We start from the raw sequence: 20199 nt of genomic DNA, 5'->3' as shown, positions 1-20199 counted from the left end.
CTCCTTAAAACAGGAAGTCAGGATTTGGCGGGCAAATTAAAGGGATCTAGATGAGTGCTACCCCGCCAATAGCGGCGGGAGACCAGCGTGGCGTTTCGGGGAGATCAAGGATTGCAGACTCATAGCCTGGCGGCGGGAGTGACGGGGGGATACAGGCAAAGCATTGCATGATCGTGATCGGAGCAATGTCGGTGACCAGTTCTAAGCCATGATCAAGGTGACCGATATGGTCGCCATGATTGATATTGACCTTCTTGTCGATACTAGCTTTGTCTTGGCCAATAAAGTTCTCTGAAAGCCCGGCACCATGTTTGAGGTGCTGATGATGCCCCCAATGCCATGTGGTGGGCTGGCTTTCATGCTGACAAAACTGCGCCGCCACACTCCAAGAGCCTTGGATTGGCAGCCATGTCAGTAGCAAGAAGATGAAAATGGTTCTCATATAGATAATTGTGAAGTAACTTCTGGTCGATGTCAACGCATAGAGTATGAGCAATTTGTAGACAAGGAAAAGGGCTCATAACGCCTGCCATGAGCTGTAGCGGTGTTTTAAGGGGGCTAGTGATTAAAAAAACTATTGGCTTTCCCGCTTGCGGGGAGAAGCATTGGCGTTTCTAGTTTCGTTCATGAGCTTGCATAATGTATTGTGTTCATTTAACGCCATTACGGCAATGACAACGGCATTATGCTGTCTTGAACAGCGTGATTTATCCACGAGTCTGACCATCTCACGCGTATCATGCTCGCGACTAGACTTTGCTAAAATCGCATTGACGAGAGCATCATTATGACCAGCGTTGTTGCTATAAATGAGTCGTTGAGTATTCATAACAGCCGTCCTAGCTGATGGGAAAATGATCATATCACGCAAAAAATCTCCCTAATTTGTAATGTGTATCCAAACTTTTCAAGGTGATTAAAGGCAGGATTAGGCATTTGTTTACGTAGATTTTTTTGGGATTGTTAAGAATTGTTTATCGCATGGGGAGACAATATGTTTTTTATCACGGGGACAGAGTGTTTATCTTCTAGATTACTCAATGCGTAGAGGATCATTTTTTATGTGATGATTTTGTAAAAATATGGATTTATCTTGAAGGTTAGTTTTTTTAAGTTTAATTTAAGTTTTTGACTATAAAGATTTATTTTATAATATTTGGATGTTCAAGGATAAAAAGAAGCAATGCCATTAACATCAATATTCTTATAGATTTCACTTTGTAAAGTGTACTCTCATTCATAGCCCTATTCATCGCAAGATCAAGCCATTAAATATTAAGAGCGCATACCTATGAACTTAAATCGCCATCAAATGAAGCCGAGCAAATATGCTATAGCACTTGTTTTGACCTTTTCCATGAGTGTGGCTCTTGCGGCTCCTCCTACGGCTACGGATTTGATTGATCAAAATACGGCATTTATAAAAATAGATAAAGTAAATACCGCAATTGGTAAGCAATTTGGAATGCATTTTATTTCAACGGTAACGGTGAATGGAACAATATGGGTTTATTACATTAAGTGGGAGAGGAAGCCAGGTGCTAAGGATGTAACAGGCGGGGTTGGACTTGCAACGACAACAGACGGTTTAAATTTTCAGGACCATGGATTTGTGTTGGAGGCTGGACAGGCTGGGGAGTGGGATAGTCGTATGGCTTCTTTTCCTGGAGTTCTCTATGACAAAGGGACTTTTTATATTGTTTATGAGGGTGCGGGTGATGCAAGCTCTCCCGGTAATGTTGGTCTTGCGACGTCACAAGATGGTATTCACTTCGTTAAGCAAGGCAAGATTCTGACCCATGATTCAACAGGTTGGGAGAGCGTGAATATCGGCACGCCAAGTTTGTATAAAAAAGGCTCAAAGTGGTATCTCTACTACCATGGTTTTGATGGCAAAACTTGTCAGGTCGGAGTCGCTGTTGGTAAAAATTTGAACGCGTTGGTTAAATACTCAGGGAATCCCATCATCAGTTCTGTGCCTGGTTCTTGGCAGGCCGGCACAGTCGGGCGACGTAATATTATTAAAAGTCATTCGAGATACTATATGGTCTATGAGGGTAGTGAAGCAATGCCGTATGCCACGGCAAGATGGGCTTCAGGGGTGGCATCATCGACTGATCTTTTACATTGGACGACCTTCAGTCAAAATCCTGTACTCCCTCAAACTGCAAAATTTATGAGTAATGATGGGCCTACTTTTGTCAACATTGATGCTAATAACTATATTTATTATCGAATCAATGGCGCGAGTCGTAGAGCGCTCATTGCAAATGAGCAGTATGGTGGATTTGATCAGAAATGGGATATGCAGGACCCTAAAATCTCACATAAAGTAGGCGCCGCTGCTGGTGGAAATAGCTGGGCGGTAAGTGAGCAGGATCCTGCGGGCTATATGCAGTATGGTCCGTATGTGTCATCACTGCTTGTAGGTGATCAGGTTGCAACATGGAAGCTAAAGGTCGATAAAAAATCAGTTGGCATGGGTAAGATTGTGCGTCTTGAAGTGGCTGATGCCGATGATGGTGGAAAAATCATTAATCAGCGAGATGTACTGCGCAGTGAGTGGAAAAAAGCGAATCATTATGAGTATTTTTCAGTTCCCTTTACCTTAGATAAGTCCCGTCAAGGACACAGAATAGAGTTGCGTGTGTGGTCATATGGAGGGGCGAATGTGAAAGAACAATTGGTTGGTATTAGCTGATTTGATTGAGCAGGAATAAAATTTATTCGCTAATTAAGCTATGAATGTTCCGATTCATGAATGATAAGGTGGCTTAGGTGTAGGAGCCAAGTCATCTAGGGGTCTCTTCTCAGCATCTGTATTACGTATGCGATGTGGCAATGCCGGAGATGTGTTCGATAGATTTTTAATGAGTAGTTTTAGTCATCAAGGCATCATGAGTCTCGTAACCGCGCGCATTCTTCTGATCAGTCCGAGGCTTTGGCGACGATCCTGAATCTCATCGGTTGATCGTTGTAAGACTTGCGCTAACTGATCTATCGCTAACTCACAATTTTCAATTAAAAACTGATCCTCTGATGTCGTCCAATCCTGAGCGATCTTGGCTAGATATTTCTTGGTTTTGATAGCATGTTTAAATTCAAAGAAGTTTATGGCAAGTAATTTCTTTTGTTCCTCATCCGAAAAGTCATTGCGTAAGCACTGCTCAATCAGCCACGCGTAAAGTAATGAACTTTCGGCAACGTGAAGCGCCCAGTGACGTTTGAAATGTTCGAGCGCTTGTTGGTAGAAATCATCCCAGTTTAATCCTAGCAAAATCTCTTCGAGATCTTTATTCATCATCAATTCACCACCGGAATATCATTCCAGTCACATAAATAATTCGGGGAGCGATGCGCTTGAGTCATCTCCCAGCTTTGACCTTGTAAAGCGGAGACACCAATGCCTAAGGATTTTTTACTAAATCTAGAGGCCACTTTCTCCAACGTTCCCATGAGGGCTTCGTGTTTTTTTGCATCAATCGGGTCCGGTTCAAATAAAGACAGCGATTGCACGCAGGTTTTTTTGAGGGATATCGCAGATAAAATTACGCCCGCTTTTTGATAATCGTAACCCGCTTGATAGATTTTTGAGGCGGCCGCCCGTGCAGCGTGCGCAATCAAAAGGATGTCATCACTTGCATCTTTTAAAGTCACGGTGAAGCTTCTATTTGTGTTTTGCCGATCTTGCTCTCGGTGGCGATTGGTCGTGATATAGACTGTAACCATCGAGCAAACAGATTCATCTGCACGTAGCTTGCTATGTGCGCGGGTTGCAAATACGGTAATCACCTCATGGAGTTTATCCAGCTGTGAGATACGCTTGCCAAACGTACGAGAAGAGATGATCTGCTGTTTGATCGCAGCCTGTGTTTCTAACGTCAGACAACTGATACCTTGAAGTTCCATCACCGTACGCGCAAGGACGATCGAAAAGTGCTTTTTAATCTGCATTGGATTGGCCTTGACCAGATCGGCAATGGATTTGATCTCCATTGCCCCGAGTGCTTCAGCATGCTTGTGCCCGACACCCCAGACTTCACGGGCTGGAGTCTGTGCCATCCATGCAGTTTTTATTTCAGGGTCGAGGTCTAGCCAATTACAAACTCCATTGAAGTCAGGCTGTGACTTTGCCCAATAGTTAGCCAATTTGGCTTGTGTCTTGGTGGTGCCAATCCCGACGCAGACCGGTAGTCCAATCCACTGTTTGACACGTTGACGCATCTGCTGCGCATACTCAGTCAGATTAAATAAGTTTTGATACTGAGTAAGCTCAAGGAAACACTCGTCAATCGAATAAATTTCTTGTTCGGCAGGGGTGACAAAGTCACCAAGAATGCTCATAAAACGATTCGACATTTCACCATACAGAGCATAGTTACTCGATAACGCGATAATCCCATGCTGCCGAGCCAAGTCTTTAAATTGATACCACGGACCCGCCATACGAACACCTAGTTCTTTGGTTTCTTTACTGCGTGAAACGACACAACCGTCATTGTTCGAAAGGACGACTACAGGCTTATCCTTCAATTTGGGATTAAAAACCCGTTCGCAGCTCACATAGCAGTTATTCACATCTACCAGCGCATAGACCTGATTCATGATCTCTTCCGTTTGCGTTTATAGACATTCTTAATCACGGAGGTCACAACACCCCAGACTTCGATGTCTTCATTCTCACGGGGATAGATCGATTTGAACTCTGGATTTTCTGCACGTAGCCAGACTTTTTGCTGGTCTGATTCTAGCGCTTCAATCATCAGGGTTTTGACCGTGAACTCATTGTTGATTAGCGCAATCACGACATCACCGCACTCGGCAGTTATAGAGCGATCAACAACCAGTTCATCATCAATTGAAATCCCTGCATCACGCATGGACATTGAATTTACACGAACAATAAATGTAGATTTCTTGTTTTTAATAAGATGTTTATTGAGATCAATACTACCATCCATATATTCAGTCGCAGGCGATGGAAATCCTGCTGAGACGCGCTCTAGTGCGATCGGAATGTGATAAGTTTCTGTCGTGATCTCGACAGGCTTGATCTCAAATGCGGTTAGAGGATATGTAGAAGTCATTTTAAATAGAAGTACGATTACGTTAGATATATCTTACATAATTTTAAGTGACTTTGCATATTTTTATTGTTTCAACCGAGGATCGGCGTCTTGTTTTTGAATCTTCTGATGCAAAAAAAAACCGCAAAGCTGCGGTTTTTAAAGGTGTTGCTCGTAAGAGTTTATACTAGCACTAAGGTAACATCGATATTATTGCGTGTTGCATTAGAGTAGGGGCATACGATATGCGCAGCATCAATTAATTGCTGTGCTTGAGTACGGTCCATGTTCGGTAGGTCAATACGTAGCTCCACTTCAATACCGAAACCAGTTGGGATGGGGCCAATACCAACCGTGCCTTCTACACTGGCATCGGCTGGCATGGTTAATTTATCTCGACCCGCAACAAATTTCATCGCACCGATAAAGCATGCGCTATAACCTGCTGCAAACAATTGTTCTGGGTTTGTGCCTGCATCCCCGCGACCACCCAGTTCTCGGGGTGTGGTGAGCTTGAGATCAAGTGCACCATCAGTAGAGGTTGCACGGCCATCACGACCACCAGTAGCTTTGGCATGGGCTTGGTATAACGCTTTTTCAATAGACATGAGAGTCTCCTTGTTTGATTGCTTTTCATATATGTATTTCGCAGTATGTGAAATACTATCGTGTATATTAATATTGTGTACGATATTAATGGGTTTAAAAAAAGCAAACATCTGATGTTTGCGTTTTCTTAATTAGATGTGGAACATCTAATTTATTCAGCACTGTTAAACAGACGTTTACGTAGATCAACGAGGTTGTCGCGCAGTTGATCAACCTCTTCTCGCGAGTAGCCTACGCGTTCGCTAATGCATTGAGGAATGCTCTTGGCTTCTTCTCTAAGCGTCCTACCCGCATCGGTGAGCGTAATGATCACTTGGCGTTCATCAAGGTTAGAGCGCTGCCGTCGTATAAATCCACTCACTTCTAAGCGCTTGAGCAGTGGGGTGAGAGTCGTTGTTTCTAGGAAAAGCTGATCACAAATCTCTGAGACATTCACCCCATCTTTTTCCCAAAGCACCAACATCACCAAATACTGAGGATAGGTGAGATTAAGATCTTTTAGTAGCTTTCGATACGCTTTATTGATCCCAAGCATAGAGGAGTACAGCGCAAAACAAAGCTGTGCATCAAGGCTTAAGTAATCAGTATCGGCAGAGCATGTTGGATTCAATGTCTTCATCATAAAAATATATATCGTACGCGATATATTGTCAAGCGATATTTTTTAGTTTTCTTTTAAAGAATTTTTACCAAACAAGAAAATATGATTTATTTAGCTTTTTTTATTACTTTTTTGGATAGGGGATATCTCTTAGGCTTAAATGTCTATTTTGATAGGGCGTTATTCTTTTGAAATGCAGTAAGTTTTACTTCCTCCCTCTGCTCGGTTTAGTTCTTGCGTCATCAGGTTGTTCTCAATCAGAAAAATTACATACTGTTGTCGCTTATCAAACGGGTGTTGATCCTTCAAAAGTAGCTCAAGCTGAAGGCTTGTATGATAAAGAAATAGGCTCGCCTGTGGAGTGGAAACGCTTCAATAGTGGTGCGGAAGTCATTAATGCACTGGCATCTGGGGATGTTGATATTGGTAACTTGGGGTCAAGTCCTTTAGCTGCGGGCGCATCGCGGCAATTGGCGATCGAGGCCTTTATCGTTTCTGCAGAGATTAGAGGTGCCGAAGCCTTTGTCGTTAGAACAGGAAGTGAGATTAATAGTCCCGCTGATCTTATCGGTAAAAAGATAGCAACACCATTTGTTTCTACATCGCATTACAGCCTGTTGGGTGCATTACAGCATTGGCAGATTCCGACTTCTAAAATTACCTTAATCAACCTCAATCCATCAGAAATTAATGCGGCATGGCAACGTGGTGATATTGATGGTGCGTTTGTATGGTCGCCTGCATTAGCGGAAATCAAGAAGACAGGACACGTATTGACGAGTGCTGATGAGGTGGGCTCTTGGGGACATCCGACTTTTGAGGTTTGGGTGGTGCGCAAGGACTTTGCAAAAGCACATCCAGAAATTGTCTCAAAATTTGCTAAGGTGACTTTGGAAAGTTTTGCAAATTATAAGCAACACAAAAGCGAGTGGACGGCCCAGTCTGCACCAGTCGCTGCAATCGCGAAGCTAACAGGTGTTAAACCTGAGGATATTCCGACCTTGCTGGAAGGGGCGAGTTATCCTGATTTACAGTCTCAATTAAGTCCACGTTTACTTGCTAAAGGAACAGCCCAGGACATTGCAAAAACGGCAGATTTCCTAAAATCACAAGGCATGGTGAATGAAGTGTTAAGTGACTATTCGTCCTATGTCAGTACGCAATTTATTCAGTCCATTATTGCCCAAAAATAGAAGGATTGCAGATGTCTACTTTGGTTATCGATCAGATTAGCGCGACTTATCCGAATAGTACGCAGCCCGTATTATCTGATATTTCACTTTCCCTCTCGCCGGGTGAGTTGCTCGTTGTCTTGGGTGCATCGGGGAGTGGAAAAACGACACTACTTAATTTGATTGCGGGATTTATCGAGCCTTCAAAAGGTCAGATTCTGCTGAATGACCGACCTGTAAAAGGACCTGGAGCCGACCGCGGTGTGGTGTTTCAAGATGATGTCCTACTGCCATGGCAAGATGTGCAAAGTAATGTCGCCTTTGGTTTACAGCTCGCTGGTGTTCCTCTGCAAACTCGGCTGGAGAAAGTACAAGCGATTCTAAAGCGGGTGAGCTTAGAGGGCTTTGCAAAGCGCAAAGTCTGGGAGCTGTCTGGAGGGCAGAGACAGCGCGTGGGCTTAGCGCGTGCCTTGGCGTCTGATCCACAAGTATTGCTTTTGGATGAGCCATTTGGTGCATTAGACGCTTTTATTCGTGAGCAGATGCAGTGTTTGTTGCTGGATGTTTGGGCTGATACGCATAAGCCAGTCTTTCTGATCACGCATGATATTGAAGAGGCAGTTTTCTTGGCGACTGACTTGGTGATTCTAGCCCCCTCGCCACGAGGAATCGTTGAGCGAATCTCACTGGATTTTTCTAAGCGTTTTATTGCCGGCGAGTCTGCACGATCAATTAAGTCCGATCCGCAGTTCATTGCTGTGCGTGAGCATGTGTTGCAGCGTGTGTTCGAGCAGCATGTGCATACGTTAAACAATCAATCTGTTTCAGTTTAATCGAGAGCCCACATGAACAGACCGATAACAGACACGCAAGTCGTTCCTCACGTTGAAGTTGCGCTTCAGACCACTACCAAGAAAAAGCCAAAAGTCTTGAGTTTACGATTGAATACTTTATTGATCAGTGCAACGACGCTGTTGGGTGTACTCCTGATTTGGTGGCTTATTACGACATTGGGTTGGATTAAGCCATTATTTTTACCGGCACCATCAACGGTATTGGCTCGATTCCTGAGCTTATCCAGCGATGGTTATCTGGGTACAAGTCTTTGGCAGCATACGGGGGCGAGTCTAAGACGGATCAGTTTGGCTTTATTGGCGGCGATCCTGATCGCGGTGCCAACAGGTATTGCGATTGGTCAGAGTCGTGTAATTCGAGGCATCATTGATCCACTGGTTGAGTTCTATCGACCCATTCCGCCGTTGGCATATCTGCCTTTGATTGTCATCTGGTTTGGAATTGGTGAGTTTTCTAAGATATTACTGATTTATCTGGCTATTTTTGCTCCCATCTTCATTGCAACTTCGACAGGTGTGCTTGCCGTTGATCAGAAGAAATTATTAGCGGCAAAGTCCTTAGGTGCGACTCAATCTCAACTCATTCGGTATGTGGTTATCCCGAGTGCGTTACCACAGATCTTGACGGGTATCCGTATTGGTCTCGGTGTGGGATGGTCCACTTTGGTTGCTGCTGAGCTGATCGCGGCAACGCAAGGGTTGGGCTTTATGGTGCAATCTGCAGCGCAGTTACTGCAGACTGATGTCGTCATCGTTGGTATTTTGATTATTGCCATCATCGCGGTGACGCTGGAGTTGGGATTACGAGCCTTGCAAAAACGCCTTGTGCCTTGGGATTACAATCTATAAGTCCAATCATTTGAATGTCTCATTTTCAATCCGGGGATTTCGTTCACCCCAATGCTTTCGAGTTTTGTTATGTCATCTTTTACCGCACCCATTCCTTCTGCGAGCACTTCCTCCACGTTTATGGGTATTCAGGTCACAGCCTTGAGTCCCGCTATCGGTGGGGTAGTTGAGGGCATCCATCTGAGTCAACCGATTACCGAAGAGGTCAAACAGTTTTTAGAGCAAGCACTGGTTGAGCATCAGGTCCTTTTTTTTAGAAATCAGCCTTTGACACCTGCGGAGCACTATCGTTTTGCTAAGCATTTTGGGGATCTACATATTCATCCGATATATCCCAATGTGCCTGAGCAACCCGAAATTCTGATCTTGGATACAGAGCGAAATGATTTGCGTGATAATGCGCTATGGCATACCGATGTTAGCTTTTCGGCAACACCTCCTTTAGGGTCAATATTAAGTGCGAAAAAGATTCCTCCAGTTGGTGGGGATACGCTGTGGGCGAGTGGCACGGCAGCGTATGCGGCATTATCTCCTGCCATTCAACAATTACTGACTGGTTTGACAGCACAGCATGATATAGCCAAGTCTTTTCCTGCGGATCGTTTTGCAACCAATCCTGAAGAACGTAGTCGTTTTGAGGCCGCACTTAAAAAGAATCCTCCAGTGACACATCCTGTTGTTCGGACTCATCCAATTTCAGGTCTGCCAGCGCTCTTTGTTAATGAAGGCTTTACCACCCGAATTAATGAGCTGTCTGACTCTGAAAGCCAAGCATTATTGGCATTCTTATTTCAGCATAGTCAACGTCCTGATTTTACCGTGCGTTGGCGATGGCAAAAAGATGATGTGGCATTCTGGGATAATCGAGTGACTTTCCATTATGCCATTGATGATTATCGTCCTCAGCATCGGGTCATGCAGCGTGCGACCGTCAATGGCGATAAGCCGTATTATCCTAAAAAATAATAGCGTGATTAAACCTTATCCTTTAGAAGTATTCGTTTATATTGTAGATGCAATATATTATTTCTCATAAGGTTATGGATTTTATGTAAAACGGATCGGTTAGTAAAAAATATATAATAATCGTATTGATTTTTACTTTTTATTAATCGTCTCTTTTTTAATTCTTAATTTGAATGTTTATATCATCTATAAATATATCGTTAAGGGGGATGGTCGTCTAAAAAATAAAAATCCTGACTTATTTATTTTTCAGGAAATATGATGCTTCGACTTAAAAAAAGACCTATTGCGGCTGCGGTATTGAGCTTGATCTATTGTGTGGGGGCTTATGCGGAAGATGTTGCCACCGATGCGGCACAAGCCGTAACGGTTTTTGGAACTCGTCAAACTCGGCAGGTTTCAGAAGTCGGCAAATCTGATATCGCCGATACTGCACCTGGATCAAGTCCACTGAAAGCGATTAGTCGTTTGCCAGGCGTGAACTTTAATTCAGCGGATACGTATGGTGGCTATGAGTGGGGAAGCCGAATCAGTATCCGAGGTTTTAGTCAAAATCAACTGGGCTTTACCCTCGATGATGTGCCGCTTGGGGACATGAGTTATCGCAATTACAATGGTCTACACATATCACGGGCGATCTCATCAGAAAATATTGCCCGAGCTGTCGTGTCACAAGGGACTGGTGCCTTGGGCACGGCATCAACCAGTAATCTGGGAGGAACCTTGCAGTTTTACTCTTTAGATCCATCTGACAAAGCGGGTGTTAACCTACAACAAAGCTTCGGACAAGACTTTGCCAAGCGTTCTTTTGTACGCTTAGATACGGGGCTGATTGCGGGTAGTAATACCAAGCTGTCTTTAAGCTTCACTGATCAAGACTCTGATAAATGGCGCGGTGATGGCGCTCAAAAACAACAACAGTTCAACTCCAAACTGGTTTCCAACTTTGAAAATGCCAAGTTCAGTGCATTCTTAAACTGGTCAGATCGTAAAGAAGTGGATTACATGGATCAGTCCAAAGATAGCATTCGTCGTTTGGGCTATAACTGGGATTATTATGCGCCGAACTGGAATACAGCAATCAATTCAGCTAAGCATCAATGGGCATCGGGTGAAACCTCAGAGGATGATGCGTACTACAATGGGTCGGGTCTACGTGAGGACTGGCTTGCAGGCGCAACACTGGATTATTTCTTGACTGACCATGCATCAATCAAAACGACGGTCTACCATCATAATCAAGAGGGGACGGGTACATGGTGGCTGCCGAATCCGCCCGTCGTGAATGGTACGCCTGTACTTCCGATCGCTTTACGCACACTTGAGTTTAATATCAATCGTTCTGGGATTCTTTCGGCGTTGACGATCGAAAGTGGCATTCATACCTTTAATACGGGTATTTGGTATGAGCGCAATGATTTTGATAACGCCATGCGGTTTTACTCACAGGATTCAGGCCCCAGTTCTCCTTATGAGCGTCCTTCAGATCCGTATTTAACGCGTTGGGATTATAACTTTCAGACCGATACCATACAGTTCCATGCCCAAGATACGTTGAAGCTATCAGATCAATTAACGGTTAACTTCGGCTTTAAGACCCCGCGAAGTACCACGTCTATCAAGAGTTATAACGATACTGCAGCAAGTTTCAGGCTGAATGGCTCATTGACCGCAACAAAGAACTTTTTGCCACAAGCGGGGATTAACTTTAAGCTGAATGAGTACAATGAGTTGTTTGCAGATGCTGCGCAAAATATTACGGCGTATCGCGGTGTGATCAAGGGCGGGGCTTCACCGTTTGATACCACGCAAGCTGGATTTGATGCCGTGAAGCAGACGATTCGTCCTGAGGAATCGATTACGACAGAAGCGGGTTGGCGCTATCATGATCGTGAGTTAGAGAGCTCAGTGACGGTATATCATGTTGATTTTAAAAATCGTTTATTGGCACTCCAGCAAGGAGCTGCAATCATTGGTAATCCTTCCATACTCTCCAACGTGGGGAAGGTTGAGACTAATGGGATACAGGGTTATTTTGCATGGTCACCCCTCTCTCGTTTGAAATGGAGTAACTCCCTGAGTTATAACGACTCAAAATATAAAGATGATTTCACGGATAATGGTGTAATTTACCACAGCTCAGGTAAACAAGTGGTCGATGCCCCGCGCTGGATTGGTAGCTCTGAATTAACCTATGATAATGGTCAGGCTTTTGTTCATGTTGGCGTGAATTACATTGGTAAGCGTTATTATACCTATGTGAATGATAACTCGGTTCAAGGGTATAGCTTGTGGGATTTGGGCGGTGGATATCGCTGGAAAAATGTTGGATACGTGAATGAATTAAACTTAAGCTTTACGGTCAATAACGTACTGAATAAGAAATTTTTTGTATTTGGCGATAATCCATTTCCTTCTAGTGATTCATCCGGTACGTCGTATAATCTCCTTGCCGGTGCGCCACGGACAGCATTTTTGACCTTAGGGGCTAAGTTTAAATAATTGAACTGACCCATCTTCTTACCATGGATTTATTGAAATGAGTCCATGGTTCTTTTTTATCCGGTGTATACGTTATGAATTGGACTTATCTTGCCATCGCAATTATTTCCGAAGTGATTGCGACTTCGGTGCTGAAGTCCTCAGATGGATTTAGCCATCTCCTGCCTTCTGTTGTGGTCGTGGTTGGATACGGCATCGCCTTCTATTTTCTGTCTTTAACCTTACGTACCATTCCGATAGGGATTGCTTATGCCATCTGGTCGGGTGTAGGCATTGTACTCATCTCGGTTGTCGGCTGGGTTATCTATGGTCAGAAATTAGATTTAACGGCGATTTTAGGGATATCGTTGATTACTGCAGGCGCCATCATTTTAAATCTCTCCTCTAAAGCCTAAATTAAAAATGCCTTTTTTTACGTTGTCAGATATTTGAAGCTATAGATAACATCGTCATGCCCTTCATTTTATTATATGCTCTCCATAACGTTTAAATCATTCACAGGACAACTCCATGAGTTTCCCGATCCAGCAGGCGATGTTTATTCTAGGGCGATTTTGCATATCGCTGATATTGCTTGGTGCGATGATCTGGGGTGGTTTTGCGCTCTGGTATCAGTTTCCGAGCGTACCGCTTGCTAAAGTTGTTGCGATCGTTATATGGGTTGTCTTGGGTGGATTTGCATTGTGGCAAGTATGGGGAGGGCAGGTCAGATGGCCTGCTTTACTTATTTATGCGGTTGCTTTTGTCGGCTTACTGGGTTGGTGGAATACCATCCAACCTTCGAATCAGCGCGACTGGGCCGATGATGTCGCGCATGTTTTACATGCGGATGTTCATGGTGATCAGGTCACTTTGGATAAAGTGCGGAATTTTAACTGGCGTACCGAGACACAATATGATGCGCGCTGGGAAACACGGCATTATGATCTAAAGCAACTGGTATCTGCTGATCTGATCCTATCCTATTGGATGGGACCTGCCATTGCGCATACCTTGGTATCCTTTGGTTTTAAAGATGGCAGTCATGTGGTCTTCTCTCTTGAGATTCGCAAAGAGCGTCATGAGAGTTTTTCAGCCATAGGCGGATTCTTTCGTGAATTTGAAGTCGTGATGATTGCTGCTGATGAGCGAGATATTGTTCGGGTGCGCAGCAATGTTCGCGGCGAACAGGTCTATCTCTACCGACTGAACGTGCCACAGCAAGATTTACGCTTGATGTTCCTCAACTACATGGATGAAGCAAAAGCTTTGGAGGACAAGCCCAGTTTTTATAATACACTGACCACCAATTGCACCACCATTGTCTATGATTTAGCTCGACGTATTTCTCCGACCTTACCGCTAGATTACCGCTTAATTTTGTCTGGTTATTTGGGGGAATACGCGCAGGATGCTAAGTTATTAACCCCAAACTATGATTTCAAAACGCTACAGCAGCGGGGATATATCAATCCACGCGCAATTGCTGTTGGGCAAGATGCTCATTTTTCAGAAATCATTCGGCAGGGCGTTCCGGGTATTGCTGTAATCAAAGCACCGACCCAAGAAGGAACACCGTGATGCGGGTTTTGTACACGATGCGGACATGGATGTTGTTGGCGGGCATCAGTCTCGGCTTGTTAAACGGTTGCGCAATGGTCGAAGTCAGCTCCATGCGTCCGACGGACTATATTGCACTGCAACGTGGCGATATCTTGACGACGAATAAGCTGAGTTCTGCAACGATCGATGTATTGAATGTCGTTGATTTAGATGAGGCGCGCTGCCGTAAGAAAGTCGTTGAATGTATCGCTGCGATCAAAAGTACTTCAGGGCTAACCGATGAACGACGTTTATCGAGTTTATCTGAACTCTGGATGCTGGCAGCCATGAATCATCCCGTTCAACAAAGTTCAACGGATATCGAAGCCGATATTGATGCATGGCTGGAAGTAGCACGTTATGCTTATGCCTATCTATTTTTTACAGGACGTACTCCTGGTGAGCGTGCGTTTGAAGACCGTCAGACGCAGGTAAAAGATTATTATAATTATGCGGTCCAGCAAGCGACGATCTTATTGTTTCATCGTCAAAAAACTTTGTATGGGGCAAATCCAAATTGGGTTACGAATGAGATCCAGATCGGTCATTGGACTGTGGATGTTGATCGATCCAATCTTCAGAATGTGAGTCAGGTTCCACAAGAGGTGATTCCAGCAGCATCATTACGTTTTAATGGATTACGCAGTGTTTATCGACGCGATGGCTTTGGGGCTGAGCTTGTCGCTGTCATGCCCCAAGCACCTTTGGGTGACAGCATGACAACGCGTTTGAATAAGCTGCTTAAACCCGCGAAGAAAACTGCCGTTTATAGTGAGATGCCTTCACCAGAGGTGACGGTGATGTTCCGATTCGTTGGTTTTACTTTGCCGGAAGTACTAGCTACGCATCATTTGCAATTGGCAACTTATGACCCCTATATGCAATCCCGAGTGATCATTAAAAATCAGACAGTCCCCCTTGCTGCAAATTTTACTGCAGGTTATGGGCTGTGGCTTGCACGGTCAGGCTTTGCAACTCAATCACTTCGGACCCTGTTTGGTCGTTCAGAAGGCATAACCACGCCGCATGTGTATCTGATGCAACCTTATGATCCTAAGCGCCGTATTATTGTCATGTTACATGGTCTGGCCAGTAGTCCGGAAGCATGGGTGAATGTCGCCAATGAAGTGTTGGGCGATGAAGCCCTACGCCAGCATTACCAAGTCTGGCAGGTGTATTACCCCACCAATGCGCCCATTGCGTATAACCTTGCGTTGATTCGTGATGCGTTGGATCAGACCTTACAACATTTTGATCCTACAGGTAAGGCACCTGCTTCCAAAGATATGGTGCTGATCGGGCACAGTATGGGCGGTGTCATTTCTAGGTTACTGGTTTCAACCGCCCAAGATCAATTGTGGAGTGCTCTATTTGAAAAAAGGCATATCGATGCCGATCGGTTGGCAAAACTCCATGATCGACTGGATCCCTTGCTCACCTTTAGGCCAATGCCAAACGTTGAGCGGGTTATTTTTATAGCCGCACCGCATCGCGGTACGCCTTTTGCGAGTAATACCATTGGACGTTGGGTGGGTAACTTGATCAAGTTACCCATAAGTTTGCTCGATCGTTTTGACGATGTTGCGCAGATTTTGACAGAAGGGAATATCAATCTTCTATCAGGTAAGGATCGGATGGTTCCAAATAGCATTGATAATTTGAAGGATACCGATCCGTTTGTTCGAGCGGCTGCGACCTTGCCGATTTCACCTGAAGTTAAATATCATTCGATTATTGCCAAGCGTAAAGCATCTATCCCCCTACTGGATTCCGATGATGGAGTGGTGCCATATCGTAGTTCTCACTTGGATGGGGCGCTCTCTGAAAAGGTGATTATCTCCTCACACAGTGTACAAGACACACCACAGTCTATTTTAGAGATACGGCGGATCTTGCATGAGGATTTGGGAGATTCGGATAAAGCCTCATTTGATCATTCTGAGGCTGTGACGGCATATTGATCTATAGAGAGGAGGAATTGAATTCTGTGTAAGCGTATCGTATGTATACAGCTTTAAGTTGCCTAAAATATTGGTCAGAATAACATCGATGTAGATAACATAATACGTATAAAAGTACTGCTGCTATAAATATGTATTTAAAGAAAATGTGATGCAACTGACATAATACTTGTAAAAGTACTACTGCTATAAAAATATATTTAAGAAAAATGTGATGCAGTTAACATAATAATTATAAAAGTGTCCATTGCCTTAAACAGTTACTCCAAAGAGGCACAGATATAATCCCTTGTCTTCGACATATTCTTAAATTAAAGAAACCATTATTTAGATCTTAAGAAATAGAAAATTATCAAAATCTTAGATCTATTTTTTAGAGATTAATACCTTGGCTATACATCATTTGGCATCTATTGACCCGACCTCAAAAATTGACCCTTCGGTCAGTATCGGTGCTTATACAATCGTGGGCCCTCATGTCACGATTGGTAAAGATTGTGTTATTGGGCCCCACGTTATCATTGACCGCTGGACGAGAATAGGTGCACGCAATCGCATCTTTCAGTTCGCGACCTTGGGAGGAGCCTGTCAGGATATTAAATATAAAGGTGAGGAGACGTGGTTAGAAATCGGAGATGACAACATTATTCGTGAATCTTGTACATTACATCGCGGTACCACTCAAGATCGGGCACTGACAATCATCGGCAATTCAAATCTATTTATGGTGAATACCCATATTGCCCATGATTGTGTGATTGGGAGCCATTGTGTGTTTGCCAATAATGTCAGTTTGGCCGGTCATGTCAAAATAGATGATTTTGTCATTATTGGTGGGCAGACGGCAGTACATCAATTTTGTCAAATTGGGTCCTACGCCATGATTGGTGGGGTGAGTTCTGTTTATAAGGATGTGGTTGCCTATGTCATGGCACAAGGAAATCCATGTACGGTACATGGGATTAATGTTGAGGGCATGCGGCGTCGGGGTAACAGTCCTGAAGCAATTGCAGCAATAAAACAGGCTTTTAAAATTGTGTTTCGTGAAGGATTAACAAAAACAGAAGCAATTCACAAATTGACATCCGAACTTTTGCCCGCGCATCACGAAACAAGATTAATGATTGACTCCTTAGCCAGTTCAACACGGGGTGTGGCGCGCTAAAAACTGTAGTTAATATTGGTTTAGATCACTAATTTTCAGAACGTCTCATATAGCAGGAAACTCTATGATCTCAATTCTATTCACTAATATTGTTTTCTCTGAACGAACCGGTACAGAGATCGCAACCCTAGAGCTTGCTTATGCGCTACGTGCGCGTGGTCATCGTGTTGCGATTTTTAGTCCGATGCTCGGGCCAACGGCGCAACGCGCGAGGGCGCTGGGGATACCTGTCACCAATAATATTGAAACGATTGGTTTTAAGCCAGATGTGATCCACGGGCATCACAATACAGCACTGACTGTTGCGTTGATTCGTTTTCCACACACGCCTGCTCTTTTTGTTTGTCATGATACGATGCATGCTTTTGATTCTGCGCCACCATTGCTCGAGAGAATTACTGCTTATGTCGCAATAGATGGCGCCTGCCGTGATCGACTCGTTGTCGATGGTGTTGACGAGTCCAAAATTCAGATGATCCCAAATGCTGTCGATATGGCTCGTTTCAAGCGTCGAGATGTTTTTGCAGAAGTTCCTAAAAAAGCATTATTAGTCACAAAAAAGGATGCGGCATATATCACTGAAATTCAGGCGGCTTGTGAAAAGAAAGGGATAGAGCTTGAAATTGTAGGGGCTGGTGTTGGTAAGGTTGTTGATAATCTTCATGAAAAGTATCTGCAAGTCGATGTGGTATTTGCATACTCACGTAGCGCTATGGAGGCTATTGGAACAGGGGCTCAGGTTATTTTGACCGATGAGTATGGATTTGGTGGTGTTGTTTCAACCCAGATGATTGCAGCTGGTCTAGACGGTCCGATTATGAGTCGAAATATGCTTGAATCTAAAGTGACCCGTGATGTCATCATAACGGCTTTAGAACAATACGATGTCGTGGACTTGCAACAATGCTCATTAGTAATCCAGGAAAAATTAGGAATGGATGCCGTACTCACGGCGTGGGAAAAATTATATGAAAACGTGATATCGACTTGGAAGTCTATTAAAAAGCGGGCAATCCATGATGACGCTAAGCTAGCTGCATATATTTCTCCTTTCTTACTTCGGTTGAATGAAAAATATCAAGAAGAAAACAGTACGAGTCAGGACTATCAATTTGATGGTTCTGATCCAAAGTTAAAGAGCCGCGTTGGTCACCTTGTGGGTACTGCAATGCATACTACGGGTAGAGCGGGCTTTGTCTTATTTGGTCCCTATCTTCCCTTAAAAGCTGGGCTATATCAGATCAAGATACACGGTCAGATCAAGAAAATTGATGATGCCATTAAGTCCTATGTGGATGTGGTCTGTAATCGAGGGCTTATTGTGCTGGCTAAGCAAAACTTGGAAAATTCGTCAGAATCTCATATCATCGCCGATTTCAAAATTATGGTTGCTGAGGATATTAGTGATTTTGAAATGAGGGTATGGGCTTCTGCTGAAGCACACTTCCTTGTTAAAAAGTTGCAAGTGACTCGCTTATCTAATTCAGATCAAAATTTGTTAGGTGTCGCCGTATAACTATCTTAGGAGTGAGCGATACATCATAAGCACTCCAGTCTACAAACTTAATTTGTGACGATGGCTATGATTCGTGTATTGATAATTGAGAGTTATCCGTAGAGAGAAGGGGACTGAGGCTAAACTTTATGGATATCAGGTCGTTGATATCCCCCTTTGATCCCTTCTTTGGAGAGCACCCATTGCCAAAGCTGCATGTCTCGGGCGCGAAATACCCCTGCGCACAGTAGTAAGTAATAACGCCACATTCGATAGAACCGCTCGCCGTATTGGTCTTTAAATTTAGGCCATGCGGCTTCAAAGTTGGCATGCCAAGCCATAAGCGTTTTGTCGTAGTCAGCACTGAAGTTATGTAAGTCTTCCGCCACAAAAAGACCATCTATCGCATCGCCAATCTGACCGATAGACGGTAAGTAACCATTCGGGAAGATGTACTTATCAATCCATGCGTCGGTATGAGATCTGCGCTGATTTTTGCCGATGGTATGTAGTAAGAAAAGTCCACCCTCTTTAAGACAACGATGGGCAACAGTCATGTAGGTTTTATAGTTTTTATAGCCGACATGCTCGAACATCCCGATACTGGCAATACGGTCAAAGGGTTCATTGATCGAGCGATAATCCTGTAGACGAAACTCTAAGGGGAGACCTGCATAGCGATTTTGAGCCCAGTCCGCTTGCTCTTTGGAGATCGTAATCCCCACACATTCCACACCATAGTGCTCAGCGGCATATCCCATCAAACTGCCCCAGCCGCAGCCAATATCCAGTAAGCGCATACCGGGTTTAAGCTGAAGCTTACGGCAGATCATATCGAGTTTAGCGTCTTGGGCTTGCTCTAAATTCTTTGCACCGCTCTGCCAGTAACCACAGGTATAAGTCATTCTTGAGTCGAGCATGCTGGCATAAAAATCGTTGCCAATATCGTAGTGGGCTTCACCCACTGTCCATGCCCGTTTTAAACTTTGCAAATTAAACAGTCTTGCCCGTAAACTCAGTAAGATCATACGTAAGGGCTGAATTTTTTGATCAAGGTGGGCATGGAGAATGCGGTAGAAGAACTCATCCAACTGATCTACATCCCAGTCTCCATCCATATACGATTCACCCAGTCCAAGATTGCCCATAGACAGCACGCGTGCGGACACTTTTGAGTTATAGATTTGCATATCCCAAGGGCGATGACCACCAATAGTGATATCTGCTTGTCCGAGTAACTCACTCAATGCTTTTTCTTCAGAGGTTTTCTTAAGACTGGGGATATTGGAAATGCTATTCATTGCGGTTACCTTGCGTAGTTATATTCGTGATGGGAGATATAACGGTATCCTGAACAACTTCAGATAGGGATGGGATA

At 44.0% G+C, this 20199-nt stretch carries 19 protein-coding genes; 11 read left to right on the top strand and 8 right to left on the bottom strand.

What is annotated here, in order from left to right; translation table 11 throughout:
* Positions 1-46: 46 nt before the first annotated feature.
* Together ACLHG7_RS13815 and ACLHG7_RS13810 are read right to left on the bottom strand one after the other, a co-directional pair.
* On the bottom strand, positions 47-442 hold the full coding sequence (locus tag ACLHG7_RS13815) for a hypothetical protein (RefSeq protein ID WP_410211561.1): 396 nt from the start codon (positions 440-442) through the stop codon (positions 47-49).
* 132 nt (positions 443-574) lie between these two features.
* Positions 575-829, bottom strand: a complete 255-nt coding sequence (locus tag ACLHG7_RS13810; RefSeq protein ID WP_410211560.1) for a hypothetical protein — start codon at positions 827-829, stop codon at positions 575-577.
* A 462-nt stretch (positions 830-1291) separates the two neighbouring features.
* Between ACLHG7_RS13810 and ACLHG7_RS13805 the strand changes: the two genes are divergently transcribed.
* Positions 1292-2701 carry a hypothetical protein gene (locus ACLHG7_RS13805; protein WP_410211559.1) on the top strand — a complete coding sequence of 470 codons (1410 nt, stop codon included), beginning with the start codon at positions 1292-1294 and terminating at the stop codon, positions 2699-2701.
* Between the two features lie 186 nt (positions 2702-2887).
* Here ACLHG7_RS13805 and ACLHG7_RS13800 read toward each other — a convergent pair whose 3' ends face one another.
* The 5 genes from ACLHG7_RS13800 to ACLHG7_RS13780 all read right to left on the bottom strand — a co-directional run bounded on the left by ACLHG7_RS13800 (position 2888) and on the right by ACLHG7_RS13780 (position 6297).
* Positions 2888-3304, bottom strand: a complete 417-nt coding sequence (locus tag ACLHG7_RS13800; protein ID WP_410211558.1) for a hypothetical protein — start codon at positions 3302-3304, stop codon at positions 2888-2890.
* Positions 3304-4605, bottom strand: coding sequence for a Y-family DNA polymerase (locus ACLHG7_RS13795; protein WP_410211557.1), 1302 nt, complete (start codon positions 4603-4605; stop codon positions 3304-3306). The genes ACLHG7_RS13800 and ACLHG7_RS13795 overlap by 1 nt, the downstream gene beginning before the upstream one ends.
* Positions 4602-5087 (bottom strand): LexA family protein, encoded by a 486-nt coding sequence (locus tag ACLHG7_RS13790; protein WP_410211556.1) that lies wholly within the window; start codon positions 5085-5087, stop codon positions 4602-4604. The genes ACLHG7_RS13795 and ACLHG7_RS13790 overlap by 4 nt, the downstream gene beginning before the upstream one ends.
* A 161-nt stretch (positions 5088-5248) precedes the next feature.
* Positions 5249-5674 (bottom strand): organic hydroperoxide resistance protein, encoded by a 426-nt coding sequence (locus tag ACLHG7_RS13785; protein ID WP_410211555.1) that lies wholly within the window; start codon positions 5672-5674, stop codon positions 5249-5251.
* Positions 5675-5826: 152 nt separating this feature from the next.
* A complete protein-coding gene (locus ACLHG7_RS13780) occupies positions 5827-6297 on the bottom strand; it encodes a MarR family winged helix-turn-helix transcriptional regulator (protein WP_410211554.1) in 471 nt (156 codons plus the stop codon).
* Positions 6298-6464: 167 nt separating this feature from the next.
* Between ACLHG7_RS13780 and tauA the strand changes: the two genes are divergently transcribed.
* From tauA to ACLHG7_RS13730, 10 genes are all read left to right on the top strand, one after another.
* A complete protein-coding gene (gene tauA / locus ACLHG7_RS13775; protein WP_410211553.1) occupies positions 6465-7469 on the top strand; it encodes a taurine ABC transporter substrate-binding protein in 1005 nt (334 codons plus the stop codon).
* Positions 7470-7480: 11 nt separating this feature from the next.
* Complete coding sequence (tauB, locus tag ACLHG7_RS13770; protein ID WP_410211552.1) at positions 7481-8281, top strand: taurine ABC transporter ATP-binding subunit; 801 nt, start codon at positions 7481-7483, stop codon at positions 8279-8281.
* 12 nt (positions 8282-8293) lie between these two features.
* The gene (gene tauC / locus ACLHG7_RS13765) at positions 8294-9151 is read left to right on the top strand and encodes a taurine ABC transporter permease TauC (RefSeq protein ID WP_410211551.1); all 858 of its coding nucleotides are present in this window, start codon (positions 8294-8296) and stop codon (positions 9149-9151) included.
* Positions 9152-9271: 120 nt separating this feature from the next.
* A complete protein-coding gene (tauD, locus tag ACLHG7_RS13760; RefSeq protein ID WP_410211632.1) occupies positions 9272-10117 on the top strand; it encodes a taurine dioxygenase in 846 nt (281 codons plus the stop codon).
* Between the two features lie 261 nt (positions 10118-10378).
* On the top strand, positions 10379-12619 hold the full coding sequence (locus tag ACLHG7_RS13755; RefSeq protein ID WP_410211550.1) for a TonB-dependent receptor: 2241 nt from the start codon (positions 10379-10381) through the stop codon (positions 12617-12619).
* A gap of 74 nt (positions 12620-12693) precedes the next feature.
* On the top strand, positions 12694-13014 hold the full coding sequence (locus tag ACLHG7_RS13750; protein ID WP_410211549.1) for a DMT family transporter: 321 nt from the start codon (positions 12694-12696) through the stop codon (positions 13012-13014).
* A 115-nt stretch (positions 13015-13129) separates the two neighbouring features.
* The gene (locus tag ACLHG7_RS13745) at positions 13130-14179 is read left to right on the top strand and encodes a DUF4105 domain-containing protein (protein ID WP_410211548.1); all 1050 of its coding nucleotides are present in this window, start codon (positions 13130-13132) and stop codon (positions 14177-14179) included.
* Positions 14179-16161, top strand: a complete 1983-nt coding sequence (locus tag ACLHG7_RS13740) for an esterase/lipase family protein (RefSeq protein ID WP_410211547.1) — start codon at positions 14179-14181, stop codon at positions 16159-16161. Before ACLHG7_RS13745 ends, ACLHG7_RS13740 begins: the two co-directional genes overlap by 1 nt.
* Before the next feature lie 379 nt (positions 16162-16540).
* Positions 16541-17326: an acyl-ACP--UDP-N-acetylglucosamine O-acyltransferase gene (gene lpxA / locus ACLHG7_RS13735; protein WP_410211631.1), complete on the top strand. Its 786-nt coding sequence runs from the start codon at positions 16541-16543 to the stop codon at positions 17324-17326.
* A gap of 64 nt (positions 17327-17390) precedes the next feature.
* Entirely contained in the window at positions 17391-18842 is a 1452-nt protein-coding gene (locus tag ACLHG7_RS13730; RefSeq protein ID WP_410211546.1) for a glycosyltransferase, read from the top strand.
* Positions 18843-18961: 119 nt separating this feature from the next.
* On the opposite strand, the gene cfa is transcribed toward ACLHG7_RS13730, so the two are convergent.
* Positions 18962-20122 (bottom strand): cyclopropane fatty acyl phospholipid synthase, encoded by a 1161-nt coding sequence (gene cfa / locus ACLHG7_RS13725; RefSeq protein ID WP_410211545.1) that lies wholly within the window; start codon positions 20120-20122, stop codon positions 18962-18964.
* Positions 20123-20199 lie beyond the last annotated feature (77 nt).

The organism is Aquirhabdus sp. (assembly GCF_046462495.1).
Taxonomy (GTDB): Bacteria; Pseudomonadota; Gammaproteobacteria; order Pseudomonadales; family Moraxellaceae; genus Aquirhabdus.
Note: the sequence above shows the minus strand (reverse complement) of the source record. Positions and strands in the feature narration are given on the sequence as shown.